Source organism: Novosphingobium sp. AP12, from assembly GCF_000281975.1.
Classification (GTDB): Bacteria; Pseudomonadota; Alphaproteobacteria; order Sphingomonadales; family Sphingomonadaceae; genus Novosphingobium.
The window spans coordinates 16,221-41,098 of record NZ_AKKE01000157.1 but is presented as its reverse complement, the minus strand read 5'-3'; the positions used below and the strand labels follow the sequence as shown (position 1 = coordinate 41,098).

At 64.3% G+C, this 24,878-nt stretch carries 22 protein-coding genes and 2 pseudogenes; 13 read left to right on the top strand and 11 right to left on the bottom strand.

Features of this window, described 5'->3' with window-relative positions; genetic code table 11:
- Positions 1-6: 6 nt before the first annotated feature.
- Both PMI02_RS22305 and PMI02_RS22300 read right to left on the bottom strand, forming a co-directional pair.
- Entirely contained in the window at positions 7-1,578 is a 1,572-nt protein-coding gene (locus tag PMI02_RS22305) for an aldehyde dehydrogenase (NADP(+)) (protein WP_007687242.1), read from the bottom strand.
- A 185-nt stretch (positions 1,579-1,763) separates the two neighbouring features.
- On the bottom strand, positions 1,764-2,579 hold the full coding sequence (locus PMI02_RS22300; RefSeq protein WP_007687241.1) for a rhamnogalacturonan acetylesterase: 816 nt from the start codon (positions 2,577-2,579) through the stop codon (positions 1,764-1,766).
- Between the two features lie 315 nt (positions 2,580-2,894).
- Between PMI02_RS22300 and PMI02_RS22295 the strand changes: the two genes are divergently transcribed.
- The 3 genes and pseudogenes from PMI02_RS22295 (at position 2,895) to PMI02_RS22285 (ending at position 7,637) form a co-directional block, all read left to right on the top strand.
- Positions 2,895-4,133, top strand: coding sequence for a TonB-dependent receptor plug domain-containing protein (locus PMI02_RS22295; protein ID WP_238539140.1), 1,239 nt, complete (start codon positions 2,895-2,897; stop codon positions 4,131-4,133).
- A 675-nt stretch (positions 4,134-4,808) separates the two neighbouring features.
- Entirely contained in the window at positions 4,809-6,695 is a 1,887-nt protein-coding gene (gene htpG / locus PMI02_RS22290) for a molecular chaperone HtpG (RefSeq protein WP_007687239.1), read from the top strand.
- A gap of 51 nt (positions 6,696-6,746) precedes the next feature.
- A pseudogene (locus tag PMI02_RS22285) lies at positions 6,747-7,637 on the top strand (histone deacetylase).
- A 321-nt stretch (positions 7,638-7,958) separates the two neighbouring features.
- On the opposite strand, the gene PMI02_RS28450 reads toward PMI02_RS22285, so the two are convergent.
- Together PMI02_RS28450 and PMI02_RS28235 are read right to left on the bottom strand one after the other, a co-directional pair.
- The gene (locus PMI02_RS28450) at positions 7,959-8,249 is read right to left on the bottom strand and encodes a hypothetical protein (RefSeq protein WP_007687236.1); all 291 of its coding nucleotides are present in this window, start codon (positions 8,247-8,249) and stop codon (positions 7,959-7,961) included.
- Positions 8,250-8,286: 37 nt separating this feature from the next.
- A pseudogene (locus PMI02_RS28235) lies at positions 8,287-8,571 on the bottom strand (DNA polymerase IV); the annotation flags it as partial.
- Between the two features lie 278 nt (positions 8,572-8,849).
- Here PMI02_RS28235 and PMI02_RS26085 point away from each other — a divergent pair.
- The 3 genes from PMI02_RS26085 to PMI02_RS28445 all read left to right on the top strand — a co-directional run bounded on the left by PMI02_RS26085 (position 8,850) and on the right by PMI02_RS28445 (position 11,162).
- Positions 8,850-10,331: a tetratricopeptide repeat protein gene (locus tag PMI02_RS26085; RefSeq protein ID WP_007687235.1), complete on the top strand. Its 1,482-nt coding sequence runs from the start codon at positions 8,850-8,852 to the stop codon at positions 10,329-10,331.
- 65 nt (positions 10,332-10,396) lie between these two features.
- Positions 10,397-10,954: a hypothetical protein gene (locus PMI02_RS26080; protein WP_157222653.1), complete on the top strand. Its 558-nt coding sequence runs from the start codon at positions 10,397-10,399 to the stop codon at positions 10,952-10,954.
- Positions 10,935-11,162, top strand: a complete 228-nt coding sequence (locus tag PMI02_RS28445) for a DUF4424 family protein (protein ID WP_157222652.1) — start codon at positions 10,935-10,937, stop codon at positions 11,160-11,162. Before PMI02_RS26080 ends, PMI02_RS28445 begins: the two co-directional genes overlap by 20 nt.
- Here PMI02_RS28445 and PMI02_RS22265 read toward each other — a convergent pair.
- The 3 genes from PMI02_RS22265 to PMI02_RS22255 form a co-directional block, all read right to left on the bottom strand.
- Entirely contained in the window at positions 11,134-11,622 is a 489-nt protein-coding gene (locus PMI02_RS22265; RefSeq protein WP_007687228.1) for a hypothetical protein, read from the bottom strand. The two genes, PMI02_RS28445 and PMI02_RS22265, sit on opposite strands and share 29 nt — an antisense overlap.
- Before the next feature lie 316 nt (positions 11,623-11,938).
- Positions 11,939-12,547, bottom strand: coding sequence for a TetR/AcrR family transcriptional regulator (locus PMI02_RS22260; RefSeq protein WP_007687226.1), 609 nt, complete (start codon positions 12,545-12,547; stop codon positions 11,939-11,941).
- Position 12,548: 1 nt separating this feature from the next.
- On the bottom strand, positions 12,549-13,688 hold the full coding sequence (locus PMI02_RS22255; RefSeq protein ID WP_007687225.1) for a sterol desaturase family protein: 1,140 nt from the start codon (positions 13,686-13,688) through the stop codon (positions 12,549-12,551).
- Positions 13,689-13,813: 125 nt separating this feature from the next.
- Here PMI02_RS22255 and PMI02_RS22250 point away from each other — a divergent pair, with 125 nt between their 5' ends.
- From PMI02_RS22250 to PMI02_RS22235, 4 genes are all read left to right on the top strand, one after another.
- On the top strand, positions 13,814-16,744 hold the full coding sequence (locus PMI02_RS22250) for a DUF2339 domain-containing protein (RefSeq protein ID WP_007687223.1): 2,931 nt from the start codon (positions 13,814-13,816) through the stop codon (positions 16,742-16,744).
- Positions 16,745-16,854: 110 nt separating this feature from the next.
- Positions 16,855-17,202 carry a hypothetical protein gene (locus PMI02_RS22245; RefSeq protein ID WP_007687221.1) on the top strand — a complete coding sequence of 116 codons (348 nt, stop codon included), beginning with the start codon at positions 16,855-16,857 and terminating at the stop codon, positions 17,200-17,202.
- Between the two features lie 48 nt (positions 17,203-17,250).
- On the top strand, positions 17,251-17,670 hold the full coding sequence (locus PMI02_RS22240) for a lysozyme inhibitor LprI family protein (RefSeq protein ID WP_036505037.1): 420 nt from the start codon (positions 17,251-17,253) through the stop codon (positions 17,668-17,670).
- A 36-nt stretch (positions 17,671-17,706) separates the two neighbouring features.
- Positions 17,707-18,228, top strand: a complete 522-nt coding sequence (locus PMI02_RS22235; RefSeq protein WP_157222651.1) for a hypothetical protein — start codon at positions 17,707-17,709, stop codon at positions 18,226-18,228.
- A gap of 23 nt (positions 18,229-18,251) precedes the next feature.
- On the opposite strand, the gene PMI02_RS22230 is transcribed toward PMI02_RS22235, so the two are convergent.
- The 3 genes from PMI02_RS22230 to PMI02_RS26070 are packed head-to-tail and all read right to left on the bottom strand — an operon-like array spanning position 18,252 to position 21,407.
- Positions 18,252-19,493 carry a sel1 repeat family protein gene (locus PMI02_RS22230; protein ID WP_007687218.1) on the bottom strand — a complete coding sequence of 414 codons (1,242 nt, stop codon included), beginning with the start codon at positions 19,491-19,493 and terminating at the stop codon, positions 18,252-18,254.
- 4 nt (positions 19,494-19,497) lie between these two features.
- Positions 19,498-20,490, bottom strand: a complete 993-nt coding sequence (locus PMI02_RS26075) for a tetratricopeptide repeat protein (RefSeq protein ID WP_007687216.1) — start codon at positions 20,488-20,490, stop codon at positions 19,498-19,500.
- Positions 20,487-21,407 carry a hypothetical protein gene (locus PMI02_RS26070; RefSeq protein ID WP_007687213.1) on the bottom strand — a complete coding sequence of 307 codons (921 nt, stop codon included), beginning with the start codon at positions 21,405-21,407 and terminating at the stop codon, positions 20,487-20,489. The genes PMI02_RS26075 and PMI02_RS26070 overlap by 4 nt, the downstream gene beginning before the upstream one ends.
- Before the next feature lie 178 nt (positions 21,408-21,585).
- Here PMI02_RS26070 and PMI02_RS26630 point away from each other — a divergent pair, with 178 nt between their 5' ends.
- A complete protein-coding gene (locus PMI02_RS26630; RefSeq protein WP_007687210.1) occupies positions 21,586-22,008 on the top strand; it encodes a response regulator in 423 nt (140 codons plus the stop codon).
- 220 nt (positions 22,009-22,228) lie between these two features.
- Positions 22,229-22,420 carry a hypothetical protein gene (locus PMI02_RS22210; RefSeq protein ID WP_007687208.1) on the top strand — a complete coding sequence of 64 codons (192 nt, stop codon included), beginning with the start codon at positions 22,229-22,231 and terminating at the stop codon, positions 22,418-22,420.
- A 387-nt stretch (positions 22,421-22,807) separates the two neighbouring features.
- Here the strand turns inward: PMI02_RS22210 and PMI02_RS26625 are convergent, their stop codons facing one another.
- Positions 22,808-23,017, bottom strand: coding sequence for a hypothetical protein (locus PMI02_RS26625; protein WP_007687205.1), 210 nt, complete (start codon positions 23,015-23,017; stop codon positions 22,808-22,810).
- Positions 23,018-23,391: 374 nt separating this feature from the next.
- On the opposite strand from PMI02_RS26625, the gene PMI02_RS22205 reads away from it, so the two are divergent.
- Positions 23,392-24,816 carry a carbohydrate porin gene (locus PMI02_RS22205; protein ID WP_007687204.1) on the top strand — a complete coding sequence of 475 codons (1,425 nt, stop codon included), beginning with the start codon at positions 23,392-23,394 and terminating at the stop codon, positions 24,814-24,816.
- The last annotated feature ends 62 nt before the right edge of the window (positions 24,817-24,878 follow it).

Sequence of the window (24,878 nt, the reverse complement as noted above, 5' to 3'; positions counted from 1 at the left end):
TGCCCGTCAGGCGAGCTTGAGCACGCCGTCGATGCGGCGCGGGGCGTTCCAGGCGTTGGCGTCGCCCAGGCCCTCCGGCAGCAGCGCCGAGGGCATGTTCTGGTAGCAGACGGGGCGCAGGAAACGCTCGATCGCCATGGCGCCTACCGAGGTTGTGCGCCCGTCCGAGGTGGAGGGGAATGGGCCGCCGTGGACCATCGCGTGGCACACCTCGACGCCGGTGGGCCAGCCGTTGACGAGGATGCGGCCGACCTTGCGCTCCAGCGTCGGCAGCAGCTTCGCCACCAGCGGCTCGTCCTCGGCGTCGAGGATCAGCGTGGCGGTGAGCTGACCTTCCAGCGTGGCGATCACCCGGGTCGCCTCGTCCATGTCGGCGACGGTGATGACGAGCGAGGAGGAGCCGAACACTTCGGCGCCAAGTGCCGGGTCGGCGAGGAAGTCGGCAGAGGTCGTCTTGAACAGCGCGCCCTGCGCCTGATGCGGCCCCCTGGGTTCGAGCCCGCGCGCGAGGGTGGTGACGGCGCCGTGGCGCGCCAGCGCCTCGACGCCCTGCGCAAAGGCGGAGTGGATGCCCGGCGTCAGCATGTCTTGCGCGGCGCTTGCGCCCATCGTCTCGGCGGCGGAGGCGAGGAAGGTGTGGAGGTCGGGGCCGTCGACGGCGATCACCAGGCCGGGGTTGGTGCAGAACTGGCCCGCGCCCAGCGTCAGCGATTGGACGAAGGCGGCGCCCAGCGCCTCGGCGCGGGCTGCAAGCGCCGCCGGGAACAGGACCACTGGGTTGATCGAACTCATCTCGGCATGGACCGGGATCGGTTCCGCGCGGGCGGCGGCGGCGCGCATCAGCGCCGTGCCGCCGGGACGCGAGCCGGTGAAGCCGACCGCCTTGACCCGGTGGTCGGCGACGAGCGCAGTCCCTGCCTCACGTGTGGCGGGGAGGTAGGAGAAGGTGCCTTCGGGCAGGTGGCACAGGGCCACCGCGCGCTGGACGGCGCGGGCGACGAGTTCGCCGGTACCGGGATGCGCGGAGTGGCCCTTGACGATGACCGGGCAACCGGCTGCGAAGGCCGAGGCGGTGTCGCCGCCCGCCACCGAGAAGGCGAGCGGGAAATTGCTGGCGCCGAACACGACGACCGGACCCAGCGCGACCTTGCGGACGCGCAGGTCCGGGCGGGGCAGCGGTGCGCGCTCGGGCAGGGCGGGGTCGATCGTCAGCCCGGCCCAGCTACCTTCCCGCAGGACCTGCGCGAAGAGACGGAGCTGGCTGGTGGTGCGGCCGCGCTCGCCTTCTAGGCGGGCGCGGGGGAGACCGGTCTCGGCCATGGCGCGCTCGATCAGTTGGTCGCCGACGCCTACGATCTGGTCGGCGATGGTCTCGAGGAAGACCGCGCGAGTTTCCGGGTTAAGTTCAGCGAAGGAGATCGCGGCCTCGTCGGCTAGTGCGCAGGCACGCTCGACTTCGGGCAGGCCGGCAGTAGTGAACGCTGGTTCAATCGCCTCGCCCGTCGCGGGATTGATGGCGGTGTAACTGGATCCGGTATGCAGTTCGCTTCGGCCGAGGAGGATGGCGCCGTTGATCATCTGGATCTCCTTGTGAACATGGGAATGGTGGGAGGTGTCAAAGCGCAAAGTGCGCGCGGTGCAAAATGCGCAGGACGGCTAGGATTTCGCCCGGATCGCAATAATCGCCCATTGCCCAGTCCTTCTGTCGTGAAAGGGCTAACACTAGGTGGGGCGCGCACGTTAAGAGGGCGGTAGTCAAGGGCTCAGGGCAGCAGCAGGGGCCGCATGGCCGGCACCGCCTCGGACAATTCTTGCGTCACCACGGCGGCAAAGACGTTGGCGCCTTCGGTGCCCAGGTGGGTGTAGTCGAACGACAGCTTGGGCGCGGCCATGGGCTGGACCTGCACTTCGGTGGCGGCAAGTGCCGCTGGCGCAGGCATAGCCGCTGCGGTTCCCTTGGGCACCTGCGCGAAGCGGTCGGCGTAGTCGCTGCCTAGCGCTTCGACGAGGCGGCTGCTGTCGCGGTTGAGGTCGAGAACGGGCACATTCATTTCGGCAGCCACCGCGCGGGTCGCCTCGGCCCAGGGTTCGAGGTCGCGGACCAGCTTTCCGTCCTTGAAGATGCGGCGGGTGAGGGGAGTGACGAGCACTGGGATCGCGCCTGCGGCGCGGGTTTCTCGCACGTAGCTACATAGGTTTTCGAAGTAGCCAGTTTTCAGGTCGGTCGAGCGGCCGGGTTTACCGGGCTGGTCGTTGTGGCCGAACTGGATCAGCACCCAGACGTTCTGGTAGCCCTTGGCCTGCATCTCCGAAAGCGCGACCGCCCATGAGCCTTCCCATCGGTAATTGCCCGAGCTGCGCCCGCCGCGTGCGAGGTTGAGGCACGCCGCGAACGAGGTGACGTGATAGGCGCAGAAACTGGGCCCCCAACCGCCCATCACGGCAGTCGTCGAATCGCCGACGAGTATGACCTTCGACGGCTTGATCGGCACGACCGGCGGCGAGCCAGGCGGCGGCACCATCTGCGCCTGCGCGGGCGCGGAAAGCAGCATGGCTGCGGCAAAAATCACTGGTTTCATGGATTTCTCTCCCCCGGGTGAGACTTGTGGCGACGACGTTCCGGCCGTTCTGCTGCGCCGCAAGATAGCGCTATCTTTTTTCTTGTCCAGTCGCGTCGCTCGAAGTACCTGAGACATAGTCCAGACAAATACTGGCTTGAGGAGGAGTAGGAATGCGCAGGGGTAGACAGCTCAGCTGAAGGGCGAGCGCAAGCACTCCGGCAGGCAAGCAGACATGCAGAACTGCTGGATCGTCTGAAATTCAATGATCGCCAAGCATGCCGCCTCGCACTTCATGCGATGTAGGCGCCGGAAAGCAACGTCCTGCCACCGCGATTGACACCGGTATCATCAAAATATTCCGAAGATGTCAATCTTCGGTGCCGGGACGTCGCGCGCTCATGCCGCGCGGCCGGCTATTTGGACCGTGTTCCGCTGGGGCAGTGCGGTCAAAAAAGGGAGAGTAAAACGATGTCGAAGTCCGTCAACACCGCCTCTGGTCGCGGCCGCCTTGCGCTCAGCAGCGCCGCGCTTGCCATCGCCGTGTCCTGCGCCTTCCCCGCGCAGGCACAGGAAACCGGGGAAATCGTCGGGCAGGCCGTGCCGCCAGCCGACGCGCCGATGGAGGATGCGAACGCACCGGAGATCATCGTCACCGGCCTGCGCGCCAGCCTCGAGAGCGCGATCAACACCAAACGCGCCGCCACCGTCATCGTCGATGCCATCAATGCCGAGGACATCGCCGACTTCCCCGACGCCAACCTTGCGGAATCGCTGCAGCGCCTAACCGGGGTCTCGATCGACCGCGACAACGGCGAGGGCCGCACCATCACCGTGCGCGGCCTCGGCGGCGACTTCAACATAACGCGCCTCAACGGGCTGATGGCGCTTTCTACCTCGGGCTCGAACGATTCCGGCACTAGCCCGAACCGCAGCCGCTCGTTCGATTACAATACTTTCGCGTCGGAACTGTTCAACTCGCTCAAGGTCCAGAAGACCGCCTCCGCCGCCACCGACGAAGGCGCGCTGGGTGCCAACATCGACCTCCAGACCGCGCGCCCGTTCGACTTCAAGGGCGACCGTTTCGCGATCTCGTCCGAAGGCAGCTATCAGAAAAACAGCAGAGCCTGGAGTCCGCGCCTCGCCGGCCTCGTCTCTAAGAAGTTCTTCGACGACAGCATGGGCCTGCTGGTCTCCTTCGCCTACAACAAAACGCGCAACGAGCTGGATTCGTACCAGCGCTCGGCCGGTTCGTCCGACTACCTCTACGCTGCCCACAACGTGCATGCCGCGCTCGCTTTCGAAGAGACTGAGCGCGTGGTCTATTTCCGCAGAGTGCTGGATGATGCCCATTCTGCTGAAGCTCAGCGACGGCGAGCCACGGCACGGACAGACAAGAAATCATCCGCAACTTATGACCTGCGAACCCACAGGTTTATCAACAGCTGCGAGGGTCTTGGTCTGAATGGGGCAGGCTTTTGCGTGTGTTTGCGGCGTTCGCTTGCTTTTAGTTTTGCTCGCGATGTGCGGCGTACCACTCGGCATAAGGCGTCGTCCTCGCCATGTGTCGCTTAAGGTCTGGTGCCCATCGTCCCACCAGGCAGGCCGCCGTTCGCCGAGCGCGCGTTTTGCCTCGGCTACAGCGGCATGCGCCTGTTCTTCTGCCTGCTCATCGCCCGCACGCCCGGCAGTACTGACGGCGCGGCGAGCCGTCATCAATTCCTTGACAAGTTTCTCCCGCGCCTGATCAGAAAGCTTGGGATCAGACATCCGCCATAGCCGACCGCGCAACACGAAATACCGCCCGTCGGGGATAACCGGATGTTCGCCGGCTCCGGATCCCACTCTTCATTCTTCCCTGGTTTATCGATGAGGTCCGTCATCTTTGAGAAACTGGCCACGGCGCGGGATGGTTTCCGCGCCACGGCCGTGCGCACCGGATGGTAAGCTAGGGCTTGCGGGCGAGCTGGGCTTGCATGTCACCCATTCCACGATTTTTGCCGATAGCGAGGCGTTCTGCCGATTCCGGTAGAGTTAGTCGTCTCCAGCGAAGTGCGCCGGCCACATGCCAAGCGCCACGCGCAACAGGTTTTGGAGCACGTAAATAGGAAAGGCCGACCTCCGATAAGCTGGCTAGTGCTGGGTGCTCCCGGTCAACAGCCGCTTATCCGAGGGTCGGCCCTCTTGAACGTGGAAGCGATTCAATCCATCTGGCTGGCTTAAATCTGAAACATGTGAGCCAAAGAGACGATGACGACTGAGACGGTTAACGCCCCTGAGACCCGCGCCTTTGAGGCGGATGTTTCCAAGCTCCTGCACATGATGGTCCACTCAGTCTATTCGTACCGGGACGTTTTCCTGCGCGAGCTTATCTCCAACGCCGCCGATGCCTGTGAGAAACTGCGCTACGAAGCGATTTCCCGGCCCGAACTGCTCGGCGATGATGCCCAACCGCGGATTACCGTGACGCTCGACAGGGATGCCGGAACGCTCACCGTCACGGACAATGGCATCGGCATGACCGCCGCAGACATGGCCGAGACCCTGGGCACCATCGCCCGTTCGGGGACAAAGGCGTTCATGGAGAGGCTCTCTGCCGACAAGAATGGTGAAGGACAGCAGCTCATCGGCCAGTTCGGCGTAGGCTTCTATTCAGCCTTCATGGTCGCCGGGAAAGTCGAGGTCGTCTCTCGCCGCGCGGGTGAGGAGGAGGCGGCCAGCTGGGCATCCGATGGTTCGGGCACGTATACCATAGCTCCGGTCGATCCCGCAGCCGCTCCCCTGCGCGGAACGCGGGTTACGCTGAGGCTGCTCGATGAAGCGAGAAGCTATGCCGAGCTTCACACCGTCGAACGGATCGTCAAGGCTCAGTCCGGCCATGTGCCGGTGCCGATTTTCCTGGAGGAAACCGGCAGCGAGGAAGAAGCACGGCAGCTTGCCGACGGCGCGGCGCTTTGGGCCAGGTCGAAGTCGGACATCAGCGAGGATGAATATGCAGACTTCTATCGCAGCGTGGCGGGGCAGTTCGACAAGCCGGCAGTGACACTGCACTACCGGGCCGAAGGGCGGCACGAGTATTCGGTGCTGACCTTCATCCCGGAGAGCAAGCCCTTCGACCTGTTCGATCCCGACCGCCATGGCCGTATCAAGCTCTATGTCCGAAGGGTTTTCATCACGGATGAAGCAGAGATTCTCCCGCGCTATTTGCGCTTCGTGCGCGGCCTCGTCGATTCTGCGGACCTCCCGCTCAACATGTCGCGCGAGATGATCCAGGAAAGCCCCGTGCTGTCGGCCATCCAGAAAGGCGTGAGCAACCGCATCCTTTCGGAACTCGACAAGCTCGCGGTGAGCGATGCTGATCGCTATTCGGCGATCTGGGACAATTTCGGGGCCGTGCTCAAGGAGGGGCTTTACGAGGACTACGAGCGGCGTGCGCAGTTGCTCGGGCTCGCCCGGTTCAAGACTACGGCATCGAACGGCGAATGGCGCTCGCTCAAGGATTATGTCGCGGCGCTGAAGGAAAACCAGACCGCCATCTTCTACGCCACCGGTGATGACCTCGATCGGATCGCGACGTCTCCCCAGCTCGAAGGGTTCAAGGCGCGGGGCATCGAAGTCTTGCTGCTGCCCGACCAGGTCGACAATTTCTGGACGACGATGGGCGTCGATTACGAGGGCAAACCCTTCAAGTCGGTGACGCAGGGCGCTAGCGACCTCAGCCTGATCCCTCTGGCGGAGGGGAGCGCAGACGCATCGACCTCGGCAGAGGATGTCAGCGGGTTCGTCGCCTTTGCCAAGGAGGTACTGGCGGATCAGGTTTCCGACGTCCGCATCTCCGACCGGTTGACCACCAGCGCCGTGTGCATCGTGGCGCCGGACAACGCCATGGATCTTCAGCTTGAGAAGATGCTGGCCGCCGCCGGCCGTGCGCCCGAACGCGAAAAGCCCGTGCTGGAAGTGAATGCGCGCCATGCGCTCATCGCCAGACTGGAGCAGTCCACGGCGAGCGAGGATGAGCGGCGGGATATCACATTCCTGCTGCTCGACGAGGCGCGTATTGCGGAGGGAGAAGCTCCGGCCGATCCGCGAGCCTTTGCCCAGCGGCTGGAGCGCTTGATGGCCAAGAACCTGGGATGATGCAGGGGAAGGGGAGCCTATCGGCTCCCCTTTGTATTTCGGGGCTCCACTATGCTGCATGTTGTCCACCATCCCGACTATGTCGTCCCGGCGAGAGGCGATGGCACCTTCCGCCACGACAAGTACGCGCGGGTGATGGATGCGCTTCGCGAGAGCGGCGTGCCGATGACTGCGCACGTCCCGGACATCATGCCGAGAGCCTGGCTCGAAGCGCTCCATGATCCCGGCTATGTCGAGGAAGTCTTCGCCTGCAGGGTGGCTGCGGGCAAAGAGCGGAGGATAGGTTTCGCGATCGACGAAGGCATTTCGCGAAGATTGCAACTTTCGCCAGGCGGGACGTGGCTGGCTGCCGAGCTGGCGCTACGCCATCGCTACGCCGCCAACAGCGCCGGCGGCAGCCACCACGCTCTTGCGCATACCGGAGCCGGGTAATGCGTTTTCAATGACCTCGCGGTCGCCGCGAACAGACTGATCGAGGAAGGCGATGCAAAGCGCATCCTGATCCTCGACCTGGACGTCCGCCAAGGCGACGGTACCGCCGCGTTGACGGCGGGGCGCGGCGATATATTTACCCTCTCTCTGCACGCGGAAAAGAACTTCCCCACCCGAAAGGCGCGCTCCATTCTGGATATTGCGTTGCCCGACCTGACGGATGACACGGTCTATCTGGACATCCTAAAGCGCACGCTGACCGGGGCGCTGGACGATTTCCGGCCGGACCTTATCCTGCTGCAGGCGAGCGTGGATGCGCATGTGGATGACCGCTTGGGGCGGTTGGCGCTGACCGATGCCGGATTGGTGGAGCGTGACGAGATAGTGTCACACGCAGCCCGGCAGCGGTCTATCCCGTTGGCCAGCACGCTCGGCGGAGGGTATGGGGCGGATCGTGACGTGGTCGCACGCAGGCATGCCCGCTCGATCCTGACATTGGGATCGTCATAGGATCAGGCCATTCGTTAGGCTGCGCTACCGAATTGCTCCGCTTCGTGTGGCGATGCTGCGCATCGGGGGGCAGGTCTATATTCGGGGAAATCCGTGGCAGGCAAAGCTTCGGAAGGTAATCGACCTACGCGGCCGTTCCATCTCGGCGATGCCATGCTCCCAGTCGTGCCGAGCAGGCCCGCTCAGGTGTTAGGCCGCTTGCGGTTCGAACGGCACTGATACCCGCGCGAAGCCATCGGCCCGCCTGCGCCGAAATCGCATCGCCGCGGGCTCGCCCAGCGAAATTCCAATCACACCTTGGGAGACCGGGCGATCGCGGTGCTACCTGATACCGGCGCTAGAATCGTAGCGGATCAACAGTGCCTGGATAAGGACAGCGGGCTCGAGATTGGCGAAGCGCGCCGCACGATCGCGGAAGGGGCGCAGCCAGTCCGGGATCGGCTGAGCCTCCAACGGTCGCCCGACTTCAAAATGATAACTCCATCCGAACGACGCCGTAAGCCGCTTTCCGGTCCACCCCTGAAAGCGAAATGGCGTAAGGTCGCTGGAATCGATGCGGCTGATCAGCACGCGTTCTTCGGCAGCGTCGATAATGTCGACCTCTGTGCTCATCCCCGACAGCACTGGTAGGCGGGAGGACCGACCGAATGAGATCGCGCGCGAGGTTTTGAAAGTTGCCGAGCGTCGTGCCGACCTCCGCCTGACTGCTGCGCCTCGTGATCTGTTTGAAGTCGCCGTACTTGATCTTCACCGTCACAGTACGACCAAACCTTGAACGGGTCTCACACCAACGCCAGACGTCGTCGACCATGTGATGAACGCCAACCTCGATCTCGGCAGGGTCGGTCAGGTCACCTTCGAAATTCGTTTCCGAGCCCGGGGATTCGCAAACCCGGTTGGGGTTGGCCGGCTGATAGTCCTCGCCGCGCGCGATGATATCGCTGGGGCATTCCAGTGCGCGACAGGCAACCCCGGCTATATTTCGTCATGTTGATATGCGCCAAGAGGACAAGGGTTCACTCCGACTGCGCGCGCTAAATGACTCGTTCTTCGTATCGAAGTGGCACAGTCAAGGCGACTGCTCGATCATTGATATTTTTACGATTTTCTTCGTGACGCAATCGGTTGGGTCCATACACGTTAGGTGATCATGGACACTCCCATGAGCCTCGACGCGCCCGCAATGGCGATTTTATCGGCGATATGAAACGAATGAGGCAACATGTCTGGCTCACCAAGGCCCTATGGGCAGCCGTCACGTTGGCGTCCGTCCCTGCGGGCGCATCGGAGTGGTGGTACGTCAACAGCGGGCCCGGCCGGGTCGTCTTCATCGATGCGCAGTCGATCGGGCGGCACAAGGATGTCGCCAGCTATTGGGCGATGTACGTCATCCGTCCCGGCGAACCCGAAGTCATGACCAAGTCGCACCGCCGGGTCCGATGCGACAAGCGCAGCGTCGAAACCCTGGAAGTCTTGCGGTTCGACGAGCAGGGCCGGGAAATCGGCGATGGCACTGCGCGGTCCATGCCCATGCAGGTGGTTCCCCCCGATGCCCTGGGTGATGCGGAACTGCGCTTTGCCTGCGGCGATGAAGGGCACCGGGTCGCCAACGACCTCTTTCCGCTCGCGATCGACGAAGTCGCCTTCGCCGAGGCGCTGATCGCGCAGGGCAACAAGCCGGACGACGCCCACGATCTGCACGAGGCGATGTCGGTTCGGGAGGTGCAGACCGTATCGTCAGCCCCGTCGGAGGAACGCCCCGCATCTGCCACGCAGACCGCAATGCCCGACATCGCGTCGTCGGAGGTGGCCCTGACTTCACCGCCTCAAGGCCCGGATGACGATGCGGCCGAGATCAAGCAGCTCGAAGACGCCTGCCTCGGCGAAACCGTCGGTTCCTGCGCCGAACTTGGCACCCGCTACGCCGGGGGTAATGGCGTGGACCAGGATCCGGTGCGCGCCGCCGTCTTCTACGACAAGGCATGTACAGGTGGGGACGGCGATAGCTGTACCTACCTTGGCATCGCTTACCATACTGGCAGGGGCGTGCCCTCGAACGCGGAGCGGGCGACAGCCTTGTTTGGCAGGGCCTGTGAACTGGGCGGACCCTCCGATTGCGCCAACTTAGGCTTGGCGCTGGTGAAAGGCGAGGGCGTCCCCAAAGACGTCCTGCGGGCCTTCCGCTATTTCGATGCCGCCTGTGATGCGGGCAACTTCGCGAGCTGCTCCAGCCTCGGCGCCGCCTACTCGCTGGGCGTCGGCGTCCCCGCGAACAAGCAGCGCGCCAGGCGGCTGTTCGAAAAGGCATGCTCCGGCGAGGATGCGGGCGGTTGCTACAACCTCGGCGTGGTCTACGACCAGGGCCTGGGCGTCCGCAAAGACCCCAAGCGGGCCGCCACGCTCTACACCGCAGCGTGCGAGCAAGACGATGGCTCGGCATGCGGCAACCTGGGCACGCTGGTCCAGAATGGCAGAGGCGTAGTCAAGGATGCGGTCCGGGCCGCGGACCTGTTCCGCAAGTCCTGCGAGCTGGAGGATGCCGATGGCTGTCTCAATCTCGGCCGTGCCTACAACACGGGAGCCGGCGTCGGACGCGACCGGGAACAGGCCGCGGCCGCTTTTCGCCGAGCGCTGGAAATCGAGCCGGACAAGGCGGGCGCCCGTCGGGCGCTCAGCGACCTGATGCCCGATTGAACGCGCGTAAGCCGGGGAGGGAAGTGATGAGAAGATCGGGTATGAAGCGGACAGGATTGTTCGCTGTGATCGTGGCGGGCTGCGTCGCCGCATTGCCGGTGGTCGCCGCGCCCGTTCGCCGCGCCTTGCCGCCGCCAGAGATGCCCGACATGCCGATATTCTGTGCGGCACGCGATATCTCCCCCAGCTTTGGTGCCTTCGATGGAGTGCACACCGCTCGGCGCGGGGACCTGATCATTCCGCCGCGTGACTATGGGAGCGGCCTGCACTCGCCCCAGGCACCGGGCCTGGATGACGCGGGCATCTACGACATCGCGTTCCTGGGCATCGACGGCGAAGGCATGATTGTTGAACTGCGTGGCTATCCCGGCCTGGAGGCGCGGGAGCCGGTCGCAACGCGCATATTCTCGTATCCTGTCACCGCCACGTCGATCCAGCTTCGGCACATCGTTCTTTCGATCAAGAGCGTCTCCGATCTCAGCGTGGTCTACAAGTCGGGGATCGCGCCCGCCTTGGCCGACGACGCTTCAAACACGGACAAAGACGGTCCGACAGAACAGGTGGTCAACGACTATTGCCGGCTCAACGGCATGCCAGCCATCGATGTGGCGGAGCCGCTGTGACAAAGGCACAGCGCAGACGCTGGTCGGCTTTTGCGGCGAAGGCGTCAGGACAATCGGCCCGACCACTTTCGAAATGCGCAAGCGGCACTGGCGTCCGCAAAAGGATTTCTCGATCCTCTTTCTCCATCCGTTCGGGGCGAATGACGATCACGGATATGCCGCATGCCGATGGTCCGGGCTCAGAAGTGGACGTCGATGTAGTCGGTGAGGCCGTCACACCATTCGAACTCGCGCAGGCGGTAGTAGGAGCGCTTCTGCGTGATCGCGAAGTGCCAGGTCTTGTCCTTGTTGCACACGCGGCCGACGTCGGGGGTGTCGCTGATCCGGATGCGGCCGACGAAGGTGAAGTAATCGGCGCCGACCTCGGTGATCGTGCCGTCGAGCAGCAGGCGGCCGGGGCCGCCCGCCTCGGCCTGCGCACCGCGCAGTTTCCACACCCTGCCGTCGGTCCGCACGTAGGCGCTGCCGCGTGCCTTGCCCCAGTCGATCCACTGCAACGTCAGGCCCTTGTTCGCATGCAGGCGCTGCGCGGCCTTGCGATCGAGGATGCGGGTGGGGTCGGGAGACTGGACCGCCGGGCTTTCGTCCGCCCTCGCCGCGGGCGCGATCGGTGCCAGCACTCCCGCGGTGATGGCGAGCAGGGCGGCCAGGGTCGATTTGCAGGTCATATCCTCAATACCTCATGGGTTCGTGGCAAGGCGACACAGGTTTACACGGTTTACACGGTCCAGAGGGAAAAGGTGTCGTCTTGCATGTCACCTTGCCGGCAAAGTGTCGCCTTGCGCGCCAAAACTGTCGCCTTGCGCCGTGAAAGTGTCGCCTTGTGCGTGCGCACCTGACGCCTTGTGCGGATCGGATGTCGCCTTGCGATCGGCCCGCGGCCGGGGGCAGGGTGAGATCGCAACAGGAGCATGGCCAAAACGTACCCTGGCCCAACCTCTGTAGGAAAATGGAACGTGGGAACCCGCCGGCACGCCGCCCCGCTCACGCGTCGAGTGCCGCGCAGTTGGCCTGCAGCACTTCCATCACCCGCGCGACCGCCAGTTCGAGCGGCGCGACTTCGCCCATCAGCGCGAAGCTGCCGCCCAGCGCGAAGGCGCAGTGGCCGTGGACCGTGGCGATCAGCGAACTGGTGAGCCGGGCGACCCGGTCGGAGCCGCCGTCGGGCAAGAGTGAGCCGACCTCGCGCCGGATGATGTCGGTCAGGCGCACGCGTTCGGCGACCAGTCTTTCGGCCATGTCCAGTCCCTCGGGAACGCGGTGTTCGTAGATCGCGGCCCATAGATTGGCATGGCAGGCGGCGAAATCGAAATAGCCCCTGACCAGCACCGCGATCCGCTCGCGGCCCTTCACCCCTTCCAGCCGCGCTTCGATCCACTCGGCCCACAGTGCGAACGTACGGCTGTTGATCGCCATGACCAGCAGGTCGACATTGCCGTAGATGTGCATGATCGTGCCGACCGAATAGCCCACGCGTTTGGCCACTTCGCGTGCGGAAAAGCGGGCATAGCCGCCTTCCGCCATCACTTGCTGCCCGGTCGATAGGATCAGTTCGCGCAGTTCGTCACGGCCGTGGTCGGATCGCCGCCCCACGTCACTGCGCCTGCCGGACGAAAGGATAGCGCAACTGGGCGAAGTAACCCTTGGGGACCGCCTCGGGCACGCCATAGCCCTGCGGCCACTTGCCCTGCGGGAAGTAGTGCGTGCCGAACAGGCGATCGAGCCAGGGGAAATGGATCGCGAAGTTCTTGTCGATCCCCTCGTCCTCCAGCGCGTGGTGCCAGTGGTGGAAACGCGGCACCACGACGAACTGGCCGAGGCGGTCGAAATTACCGCGCACGTTGGCATGGATCAGCGACGAGTAGACGTAGACGAGGCCGATGTAGGCCTGCATCACCGAGGGCAGGAAGCCGAGCGTGAGCAGGGGCAGCGAAGTCACCCCGCGCAGCAGCACGATTTCGACGAAGTGCATCCGTCCGCCAGCCAGCCAGTCCATCGAGCGGGCCGAATGATGCACCGCATGCAAGCCCCAGAGGAACGGGATCCGGTGGAACAGCCGGTGGAACCAGTATTGCGTGAGGTCGGTGAGGAACATCGCCGCGATGAACTGGACGATCCAGGGCAGGCCGCTGACGGCGGCGCGCATGCCGGACAGGGTCTCGCCATGGGCATTGAGATAGCTCGATGGCGCCAGGGCAAGAAAGGTGACGATCTGCACCAGCATCGAGCTGACGAGGAAGTAGAACAGGTCCTCGCTCCATTCGGGCCGGAACAGCCGCTGCTTGCCGCGATGGGGGATGATGCGCTCCAGCGGTGCGAACATCAGGCCCGTGGCGATCAGGTTCACCGCGAAGAAGTCGGCGCCGAAGAAGATGCCCCAGTCGTGCATCTCGCGCGGCTGGACTGACGCGCCGCCCAGCACGGTGCCGCCCAGTGCGACCAGCAATGCGGTCATGCCCAGCGCCTTGCGCGGGCGCAGCAGCAGGCTGAGCAGCGCAAGCGCATAACCGCCGATCAGCGTGGCATGGACGACGATGCGGAATACGGGCGATGCCAGGACCGGCGCCAGTTCGGGGGTGGCCAGCCAGCCGGGCCAACGCAGCGCCGCGACGAAGCTCAGCCCCGCGAAAGCCAGCAGCAAGGCAAAGAAGCCGGAAAACCAGCCGGTACCGAAGCCCCGCGCTTCGATCGGCGCTTCGAGATCGCGCACCAGCCGCTTGAGAATGGGTGTCATGTGTCCTGCTCTCCTGTCGCGACGGAACCTATAGGCGCAAAATCGAACACTGTCGAATTTAAATTGCACGGTGTTCGATTTTTCGATAGGCATGAGGCCTCGCAGCCACAACCGAAGGACGGGGCGTGACCGAAATCCTGCTTTTAGCGACGATCATTCTAGGTGCTTTGCTGCACGATACGCGCCGTCGGCTTGGCCGACTGGAGCAGGCGGCGGGTGGGGGCGCTTATGCGCTCGGGCCTGCGGCTCAACCCGAATCGGCAGTGTCCATTCGCGAGGTTGCGGACCCACGGACCTTTGCCCCGGCGCCGGTCATCCCGCTTGTCGAACCGGAACGGTTGCCGCCAGAGCCCACCGCCGGTGTGGTCGCTGCGGCATTCGAAGCAGGCCCGGATGTTCCGCATGTCGTGATCCACGAAGATGCGCCCTTCACCGAAGAAGCGGTTGATCCGGTCGGCAAGCCGGCAGCCCCGGGCTTTGGCCTCGAGGACCTGTTCGGACGCAAGCTGCCGATCTGGGCGGGCGGGATCACGCTGATCGTCGCCGCCGTGCTGATGGTCAAATATTCGATCGATTCGGGGCTTCTCTCGCCCATCGTTCGGGTGATGCTGGGGCTGCTGTTCGGCACGGGACTGATCGCAGGCGCCGAACTGGCGCGTCGGAGCGAGGACAGGGTGCGCGATCCGCGCGTGGCCCAGTCGCTTGCCGGTGCCGGTATCGGCGGGCTCTACGCAGCCGTGCTTGCCGCCGCCAATCTCTACGGTCTCGTCGGGCCCGGCGCGGCGTTCGCTGGACTCGCCGCCATCACCGGCTTTGCGATGGTTCTGGCGATGCGCTTCGGCGTGCCTTGCGCGGTGCTGGGACTGGTCGGCGGCCTGGCGACGCCGGCGGTGGTGCAGTCGAGCGCGCCGAGCGTTCCGCTGCTCGCCGGTTACCTCGCGATCGTGATCGGCAGCCTGACGCTGCTCTCGCGCCGCCAGCGTTGGGTCTGGCTGGGCATCGGTGCATTGGCAGGCGGGGCGGGCTGGAGCCTGGCCCTGATCGTGCTGGGCGGGCTGGACAATGCCGCCACGCTGTCGCTGGGGCTGCTCATGCTGCTGCTGGGCCTCGGCCTGCCCGCGCTGAGTTTCGACCGGCACGCCGTGCCCGTCCTGCACGTCGGCGCGGCGGTCGTTGCCGCCTTGCAGCTTGCGCTGCTGGTGGCGACAGGTGGGTTTGCGCCGCTGACCTGGGGACTCTACGGATTGCTGTCGCTGGCCTTCGTCTGGCTCGCGGGGCGCACGCCGATGCTGCGCAAGGTCGTCGCGGTGCCCGTGCTGACGGCGCTCGGCCTGGTGGCGCTCTGGCCCTCGCCGGGCATGACGCTCTTGGCGGCCGTGATCGCTGGCATCGTCCTGATCTATGGCGGCCATGCCTTGCGCAACCTCTGGCGTGACAGGGGCGGGCTGATGGAGGTCGGGTTGCTCGGCGCCGTCTCGCTGGGTGGTTATGCACTGTCGTTCGGCCAATTCTACACCGCGGCGCCGGGACAGGGCCTGCGCTTCGCCTTGCTGGCGCTTCTCTTCGCGGGCCTGCCGGCTATCGGCGCGGCTATGGGCTGGCGACGACCGACACGCCGCGACGACGCGCGGTTCGCGCTGTTGGCCTCGGGGTCGGGGCTGCTTGTTGTCCTCGCCGCGCTGGTCGGGCTGTCGGCGTGGGCGGTACCGATCGCGATTGCCTTCGTCGCGGCCGCGCTTCTGGCGCTTGGGATCGGAGCCAGGGACGATCGAGTGTCGGTGGGCGCGCTGGTCTTCCAGACCGGGGCGATCCTTGCGCTTCCCATCACTGACGTCGCCGCGACCGAGTTGAGCCGCTTCTTCGAGACCGCCGCCGTGCCTCACGTGGGACAGGCGGTGCTGCGCTGGGCTGCCGTCGCGCTGACCGGCGTGGCGTTCGCCTGGCACCATGCGGACAGGCGCCTGGCGCTCCTGCTGCAGCCCGTCGCGACCGTGCTAGGTTATGGCCTGGTGGCACAGGTCGTGCCGGCCCCGTGGCTAGCCATCACCGCCGCCGCCGTGTTCGTGGTTCTTGCCGAGGCGACCTGGCGCAGGCCCGCGCTTCGTCTGGCCCCGACGCTGGTGACGCTTGCGGCCTTCATCATTCTTTGGGCGCTTGAGCCCCTGGGCCGCTGGATGGTTTCCGGGCTGATGTCGCTGTCCGGCGATCCGGTCTTCGCCATGAACCTCCCCGCACCCGGGATGACGGCGCAGCGCCTGCTGGTGCCGGCGCTCGCCTGCGCGTGCGTGCTGTGGCGGACGGGCGGGGACTTGCCCAACGTCGTGCGCAAGGGCGCGCTGGCGCTGATCGGTGCGCTGCTGCTGGTGGGCGTCCACATCTTGTACAAGCACCTGTTGCTGATCGGCGACCCGGCGAGCTTCGTGCGGATCGGGCTTGCCGAGCGGACGCTGTGGGAAGTCGCCCTCATCGGCGCGGGTGTCGGGGTCTGGCGGGTCCTGCGCGTCCGCGACGTCGCCTTGGCCCTTGTCGGCGCGGGCGCGGCTCACAACCTGCTTTACACGGTGCTTCTCCACGATCCGCTCTGGGACGCGCAGGCGGTCGGGCCATGGCCACTGGTGAACCTGCTGCTTCCCGCCTTCGGCATCGCTTTTGCGGCGCTGTCGCTGTTTGGCTGGATCGCGCCTGAGGCCGCCGCGCGGGTGAAGCGCCCTACGGACCTGCTACGGATGGGGCTGATCCTGCTGTTCGCCTTCGCCACGCTGCGGCAGCTGTTCTGTGGCAATCTGCTGACCGTCACCGAAATCGACGAGGTCGAGAATATCTGCCGGTCCGTCCTCGGCATTGCGCTCGCGCTCGGGTTCCTGCTGTGGGGCATCCGCAGCGGCCTGCGCGATTGGCGGATTGCCTCTCTGGTGCTGATCCTCCTGGCGGTGGTGAAGGTGTTCCTGTTCGATGCGTCCGGCCTGGAGGGCCTGCTGCGCATCGGCTCCTTCCTCGCCCTGGGCTTCAGCCTGATCGGCATCGGCTGGCTCTACAGCCGTAGCCTAAAGGGGTAATGGGGTCCCTCGGCGCGGGGCACCGCGTCGAGGCGATGTCAGCACCAGCCTCATGGAACACCCCGGTCGAGCCGCACGTTGCGGCAGCATGAACCTGGAGAGTACCGCCGATGAGACAGAACCTGCGCCTCCTCCTGCTTATCGGCATCGTTTTGCTTGGCCTGGGAGTGTTCATGAGCCTTGCGGGCGGGCCGCCCAAAGCGGATCCCGGCCAGACCGTACTGTGCCAGGAACGCATGAGGGGGCAGGGCAACGAGATGCTGGGCCGCTGCGATGAAGCTGCCTTTGCGGCAGCGATGACGGCGACCGACGCCAACCAGGCTGCAGCGTCGATCAGCGCCAGCAACAACCAGGAGATCGGCGGGAATGCCCTGGCTATGTTCCTCCTTGGTATTGGCCTCGTAGTGACCCTAGGCGGCGTTCTGGGCTGGCGTAAACAGGTCCGGAATGGCGGGTGACATGATGGGCGGCGCTACCGGCTGCTGTCGCTCGAAGCGACTTTTGCAGTGATACGGTCTTTCTGCATCCTCTCGCTGGCGATCTCGACGGCGGCCACGGCGTCGCCCGCCAGCGAGGATCGCACCGAAGCCGCGTCGCAGCGCTGTCTCGATGCTCCCGCAGCCGCAAGCACCGCCGGGCAGACCGAGTGCGAGGTGGCGGCGGCCCGTGACTACGACCGGAGAATGAACACCGCTTACGGCCAACTGCTGCAGAGACTGGCTCCGCCTGAAGCCGCCCGGCTGCGATCGGCGCAGCGGGCATGGCTTGCCTTTCGTAGCGCCGACGAGTCGGCGCGAACGGCTTTGTATGAGACGCGGCAAGGGACGATGTACGTACCGATGCAAGCGGCGGCCTCCGCTGCGGTCATCCGGGATCGGGCGCTCCAGCTCGAGACATCTCTTCGTGTCATGATGATCGATGAGTGAAGCTCCCGGCGACGCGGGGCCTGGCGCTGGCCGATGATGCCAAGCACCCTGACAACCGTGCTTGGCACCGCGGCCATTCTGCTGTTTCAGGCGATCGTCGTCGGCGGATCGATCTACATCATCTGCCGCTTCGCCAAACGGCGTTCGGCGGGCGGTACGCAGGAGCCGATCCGCACCGACGCGGAAGGCGGCAAGGTGATCCCGGTTCTCGCCGCGTTCGCGGGCGTCAGGGGGCTGCCTTGGTGGTTCGCGCTCGCGTCCAACAATGCCAATCCATCGCTGGTCATTTTCGCGTCAGGCATCAGGTATCGGATGATCCGACGACACGAACGCCGTTTCGATGACATCGCGCGGATCGAGGTCAGGACCGTCTGGAAAACGGTGAACATCGAAATGCAGTTTCGCGGCGAACTGCTGACATTCGCCGTCAACGTCGGCACAACGGCGGCAGCGGGAGCGGCCCTGGCCCTGTTCCCACCGGCGGTTGACATGTCCGAGCGCGCTAAGGCCATCCTGTCCGGCTCCAACGCAGAGAATCCCGATCGCAGCGTCACCTGACGCCGTGACCCGGACGCATTCACTCAGCTTAGATTGTTGAGCGCAGCCAGAAACATGGCCTTGAGATTTCGGCGTGTGGCCATGGCGGTTTCGTAGTCTCCCCGGAAGCGCGCCATCTCCTCGCACGAAGAGAATGTCCGGTTGGCCCGGACCGCCGCGTCACAGGACTTTATCCAGGGCGCGTGCTGTCCGGCGCCGGCCCGGTACAGCGCCCGCGCTTCGTCGCAGACCGTCCTGGCGTCGTCGGTACAGGCCTGCGAAAGCGCCACATAGGCCAGGAAGTCCGCCCTCGCGTAGCGGCTCGGCGCAGCTGCGCGCACGGCGGCGACCGTCTTGGCAAAAAAGTGACACCCTTCGGGATCGATCATGTCGGCGTCGTTGTGCAGGAAGCAGGCGAGCGCCAGCCTGGACCATGCCTTGTCGAGATCGCGGCTGACCCCGGTCGCGGTCAGGTGCATCCAGCCCAGATACTTGCAGGCATAGGGCCCACGCCCCGGGTCGTTGCCGTCGCACACGCGCGTGAACCGCTCCTGGGCCTTGGCATAATCGCGCAGCTGGCGGTTCTGCAGATAGAGTTTTCCCGCCTCGTAGCAGCCAAAGTCGTTGAACCCCGCCTCGCAGGACATGTCGTAGTGACCGAGCGCACCGGGCAGATCGCCGCCGCGCGCGGCCTCGACGCCCCGGCTCCAGCAGGTATCGACGTTGAAGTCTTCCTTGCAGGGCGGGGACCGGTTGGCGGGCGCCGGATACTGGATCTCGTAGTTCGGAAACGATTCGCCATCGGAAGACCGTTCCCGGCCGATGTCGCGCATGCGCGCCAGGAAGCGGTCGTGGACCCGCCTGATGCTGTCCGGCCGGCAGTTCAGCGCGGTCAAGGTTTTACCGGCGCGGGTGACCGTCAGCGTTGCGAAGGGCTGGAGAGCGGTCGGGTCTGGCGCGGCTCCGTTCCTGAAACCTGCCGCCATGCGATAAGCGGTGTCGCCGTTGGTGAAGGTCACGATCTCGTCGATCGTGTCGCCCGGGCCGTTCTTCCGGCGATAGTCGAGATCCGCCAAGGGGCTGATCAGCGTCAGTTCGGGCTTTCGCAGGGCCGAGCCGTAACGATAAGTGGCGAGCGTGCCCGTGATCGAGATCGAAATCTCGCGATCCTGCCCCTCGATCCGGCAGGTCACCACGGGGTCCTCCGAGCGGGGATCGGACGCGGCCGCCGCAGCCGTCCACAAAACGGCCAGGATCGTGATGAGGGCATGGGCAATATATCGCATCGATCTATTCCTCATGGGCTTCACGATTTGACGGCCCGTCTTCCTTCTTAGTGTTGCCCGGCCTGCCGGCAATTGCTGCCCTTGCGATAGCGATGGCGTTCGCGGCATGGCCGGCGGATGGGGTCTTTGGGTCCAGCGCCAGGCTACGCTCCAACAAGGCAAGGGCCCTGACGTCGTCACGCTTGCGGCCGTTTCCGGTTTGGTATGCTCGGCCTAGAGCAAAGCAGCTTTCCGCTTCGCCCAGCGTGCATGCCGCATCATGCAGAGCGAGGGCGCGTTGACGGTCTTTGGGCGCGCCCCGGCCATCGTCGACCATATTGGCGAGATTGCCGCAGGCGCTGGGGTCCTTCGCCTCGCACGAGGGTTCGAACAGCGCGAGGGCGCGCTCGTAATTACGTCTCATGCCCAGGCCATCGCGGTAAAGCACGCCCAGGTTGTAGCAGGCGTGCTGATCGTCGGCGTCGCAGGCTTGCCTCAACAACCGCGCCGCTCTGCGATGATCGCGCGGCACGCCTCTTCCCAGCGAGTACGACGCCCCCAGATTCGCACAGCCTGCGGTCGAGTTGTTCGTGCAGGCCTGCTGGAAAAGCGCGGCGGCGCGGGCATCATCCTTGGGGACGCCGTCTCCGTTGATATAGGCAAGGCCGAGGTTGGAACATCCGGTCGCCTCGCCGCCATGGCAGGCGTAAGCGTAATAGGCGCGCGCGGTATCGGCTGATTGTGCGACGCCTTGCCCCTTGCCGTAGGCGAAGCCGGTCATCGTGCAGCCCGGCATGTCGCCGAGTTGACAGGCTTTGCCCAAGATCGCAACGCCTCGCGCATCGTCGCGCGCAACCCCGTTTCCTTCGAGAAGCCGGTCGCCAAGGCGGGTACAGGCGCTGCCATCCTTGTCCTCGCACAGCGTTTGCAGTTCGATGACAGGGTCGATCTTGGCGACGTCCTGAGCTTGCGCCGGCCCGGTGAGCAAGGCAACCAACAATGCGATGGCGCGGATCATAGCGTCGCACACGCCGGATCGGCGCATACGAAGGGCGCATCGTCACCTTCCATCGGAGCAAGGCTTGCGCGGAAGCGCAGCTCCTGCGGCGTGGCAGCGAGAACCTCGATCTCGATGTCGCGGACACGGATTGTCTTTTGGGAAGCCGGAAAGCGCATCGTCTGGGCGCTGCTCGGATGCGTGAGATCATCGATGCTGTAGCCGCGCAAGTCGAAGGTCAGCTCTCCGCTCTCGATCCCGCGATAGGCGATGTCGTAGATCGTGCCGCTTTCGATCGTATCGTAATTCCTGGCGTCGGGGATCTGCATGCCTTTGGCATAGTCGCGCGGCGGGACGACGGCGTGACCCGCAGTGGTCGCCTGCGCCGTTCCGAAGGTATCAGGCGCGGGTGCCGTCGAGCGGATGACGGGAACCCTGGGATCCCCGCGCATCCGTTCGTGCAGGTCTTCCGGACTGACCGAAGCCTCGGTGTCGGCGATCAGCGCTTCGGCGAAAGCGACCTGGTCGATCGCCAGAGGGAAGCCGCCGGTCCGGGTTCGATCGGCAGCGCAGACGAACTGCAACTGGGCTGCCCCCACCGATCCGGCCTTTACAGAGTTGGGGCCGGCGTAGCTCAGCGCCGTCTTATCGAGCCTTTCGTCATCGGCGCCGTAGCGCAGGACCAGGTCCCACGTTTCGGTGTCGTCGTGGCAGTCGCCGATCATGGAGGCGCGCAGCGAAGCAGCGGGGTTGTCTGGCTCGCGCAGGATCTGGCTCGCCTCATACCGCACCGTGTCGCCATCGTGCACGATGGATTCGACGTCGACGAACAGCACCTTGTCAGCGCCCTGCGTAACATACCACCACTGCGAGGCCCGCGCCTGCGCCGCCGAGGGCGACAGCATGGCCAACCCGCAGGCGAGAATTCCAAGTTTCATCCAAACTCCCCGGCCATTACGAAGACTTTAGACGGCAAAAGCCGCAGCTTACAACTGCAGCTGTTTGTTTCCGGGCGGCAATGCGATCACTGTAGGGATCACAAAATTGAAAAAATCGTCGGGCCGGGCTCCGTCAATTCGTGCCTTTCAGGCAGCCGCCGTTCAGGAGGGGCCTGCCATGGCGCGGAACCGGAGAGCCTTGGCGGCCTTCATGCCAAATGATTGCAAGCAGAGTTTTTTGATGACCATTGAAGTCCTGATCGTCGATGATGCCCCGTTCGTTGCCCTCGACCTCGAGGACACGGTTTTCGAAGCGGGATTTATGGCGCTGCGTCCATGTGGCTCGGTCAGCGGCGCGCTTGCGCTTCTGGATCGACGATTGCCCGATTGTGCAATTTTGGACATAAGCTTGGCTGACGGCGATGTTTTTCCTGTCGCGGATCGCCTGCGCGACGCGGGTGTGCCGATCATATTTCACTCAGGAATTTCGGATACCTCTGGGGTAAGGACGCGATATCCCGGCGCATATTTCTGCCTTAAGCCTTGCCCACAGGCGGAGCTCGCTGAGACACTGCGCCGCGCAGTATCCGATAGGGCCTAGATTGGATCTTGGAACGGGGAAGAACCGGCGAATACCGAACATTTATCATGAGCCAAACGCAATCTGACCCGGGCCAAGTCCCGCGGAATTCTGTATCTTCCGACAGCAGGATATTGTGATTGTCGCTTGGCCGTAGATATATTCCGACGACGTTGGGCTCCTCGAGGCGGTTTCCTGATAATCCTTGGGCAACGTTGCAGGAAACGAAGCACCATCCCACATGGCGACAGTGAGCCGCTCGTTGACCCGCACCGCCAACCTGCATCGTTGGCTGACCTTGATCGCAGGCGACCTGCATTGGGAAACGCCGCGCCTTTGCGATGCGCTGCTGGAAACGTACTATTGGGTGGTGGGGCCTATGCTGGCGATCGATCCGGAAAAGCTTAAACCCGGCAACGATCAGGCCGGATAATAGCCGGCTGATATAAGGCGGCCCTATTCGCCATAGTAAGCGCTCAGATGTGCTTGTCGGGCCGCTCGGTCGCGGACGGGACATCGAATCGCGGCCCGGCTCAGCCATCGCTGTTTTCTTAGCCGGGCTCAGGGTCAGGGCGCCTCACGCAGATACGCACGTGGTGCCACTAGGTGAGCGAAAGACAGCATGGTCGTGCCGGACGCTGTGCCTATAGGCGCGAGCGGATGGCCAACTTTCGCGCGGCTGCTCCCGGATTTTGCAAGATGCCGCAGGCTTCGCGACGTTAGTGGTCTTAATCGGCTCTGTTACAAGGTTAAGCTGCCCGCGCCCGCAGGATTCGAGAGCGCTGCGGGTAACAGTTGTAGATCCCGGAATTCGCTGAGGCTAGATGCCGATTGTCTGGTCCTCAACGAATGGGGAGTGGTCGGGGAAGTGGGTGCGCAGCGGTTCCAGCACCTGGTCGGCCAGCTCATCATGCGAGGCGAAGGCGGCCGCAGACCGCATGACGGGGGCAGAGGCTTCGCCTTTGTACACTTCCGCAAACACATGCCCGCTGGCAGGGTCCGACAGTGTTTCAATCCTGTTCGGTGTCATCGCGCTGCATCCTTTCTCTCACAAGCGCCGTCCTTATTACAAAGTTCCAAAGCGCTCGCGCCATGCTGCGGGGCTTATCGGGTCGGTTTCAGAAGCTCTCCCCGGGTACGGACGCCACCGACCCGCCGGAAACGGCGCGATACCAGTGATCTTGCCTGCCTGAGACGAAGTCGTGCCGCGCTAGTTTGACGCGATCGCAACTAAATAAGCAGCTTCATGATCGCATCGACGATGCCCAATTTGGGTCAGCACGCCCCGCCAGCGGATCGTGGACGCGATCAAAGATGGATCCTGGCACACCGGCGCGCTGGGACAGGAACATGCGACGGACTACATGATTGAAATGGTTTCATTTTTAGGAACCTTTCTGCTTCATGATCGTCTCGATGCCACGCAACCCGCGCTCGCTTTCCTGGATTTTCGCTCTCGCAGTTTCGGCACCCGGCCTCGCTCAGGAGCAGAGTTCTGCGGCCGGTGCTCATAGCAACGAGGCGGATCCGCCCAAAGCTTCGCCGGCGTCCGCGGACACGCTGGCGACCATACCGACAGAAGGTGACACTCAAGAAACGGTGGCGCGCCGCAAGGCAGCCAGGTTCATGGAATTCGACAAGCTCAGGACACAGGGCCAGACCACCGATTTTCCCGGAGTGGGCCAGACCCTGACGAAGGATGCCGGCGGAGCGCGCTCCTGGCTCTTCGACCACGATCTGTATTTTCGCGGTGTGAGTTCGAACACCTTGACCAGGGATGTCTCGGGAAATGGCCTTGAGGGCGGCGCGCAAAGCTATACCGGCCAGAAGCTGACATTCACTCAAAGCAACGAGCTGCGCCTGAGCTGGAAAGTCGCCGGCTCGGGAGAGGACATCACCCAGATCAATGTCGGCGGCCTCTTCAGCGTCGCCAATTGGCGGCAACTTGGGCCCTCCGGCGCGCGGTTTTCCAACCTGACCGTGTTCAGCAGTTTTCTCGATCGGACGATCGAGGTGAAAGCCGGCTACAACCAGAACCTTTCCGATTTTGTGGGGATCTTCGCTGGCGGAAACCCCATCCTCGCCAGCGGCGTGGCTGGCTCGATCCCGCTGTCGACCGGCATGAGCGGAGGCACCGCCCTGGCGCCCAGCTTCAATGTGCAGTTCAACGCCAAGAACGGCTTCTATTCAAAGTCGGCCATTCAGCGCAGCATCCTGCCCGAGGGCATGTCCGCTGATGCGGCGAGCGCTGGCGCTGGCCTCAAGTTCACCCGCCCCTGGGCGAAGGCGCTGTTCATCCAGGAAGTCGGTGTGCGCCGAGTGAGTTCGCCCAATAGCCGGCAGATATGGCTACGAGGAGGCGGAAGCTACAACACCACACTGTATGATCGTCTTGATGGCGCTGGGCGCGAGCGCAACTGGTCGGCCTATGCCCTGGCGGACTACCAGGTTTATCAACCGGACGGGGGCGCCGCATACAAAGGCGTCTACATCGGCGCGTCGGCGCTTTTCGCGAAAGACGCAGTCAACGTCTACAAGCGTAGCCTCGAAGGGCGGGTCTATGCCCTGGGTCTGATCCCGGGACGGCCCGCCGACCAGGTCACCATTACGGTCGGACTGAACAGCTTCAGCCGCACAGGCGCCCGGGCTATCGAAAAGGCGGGCGGAGTGGCGCACAAGAGCCAATTCTCGCTCGGCGCTCTCTACGCGTTCCACGCGCTCGATGGCCTGTTCATCTCGCCCTCCGTCAACTACATCCGCAACCCGAGTTTCGTTGGGGAATTCAAGCCTGCCGTCAATCTTGGAGCCTCGGCCACAGTCCTGTTTTGAATACGGGCGAGGTATGCCCCGCCAGCCGTCGTGGCTTCGGCGCCAGTACCCAATGGGCTGGC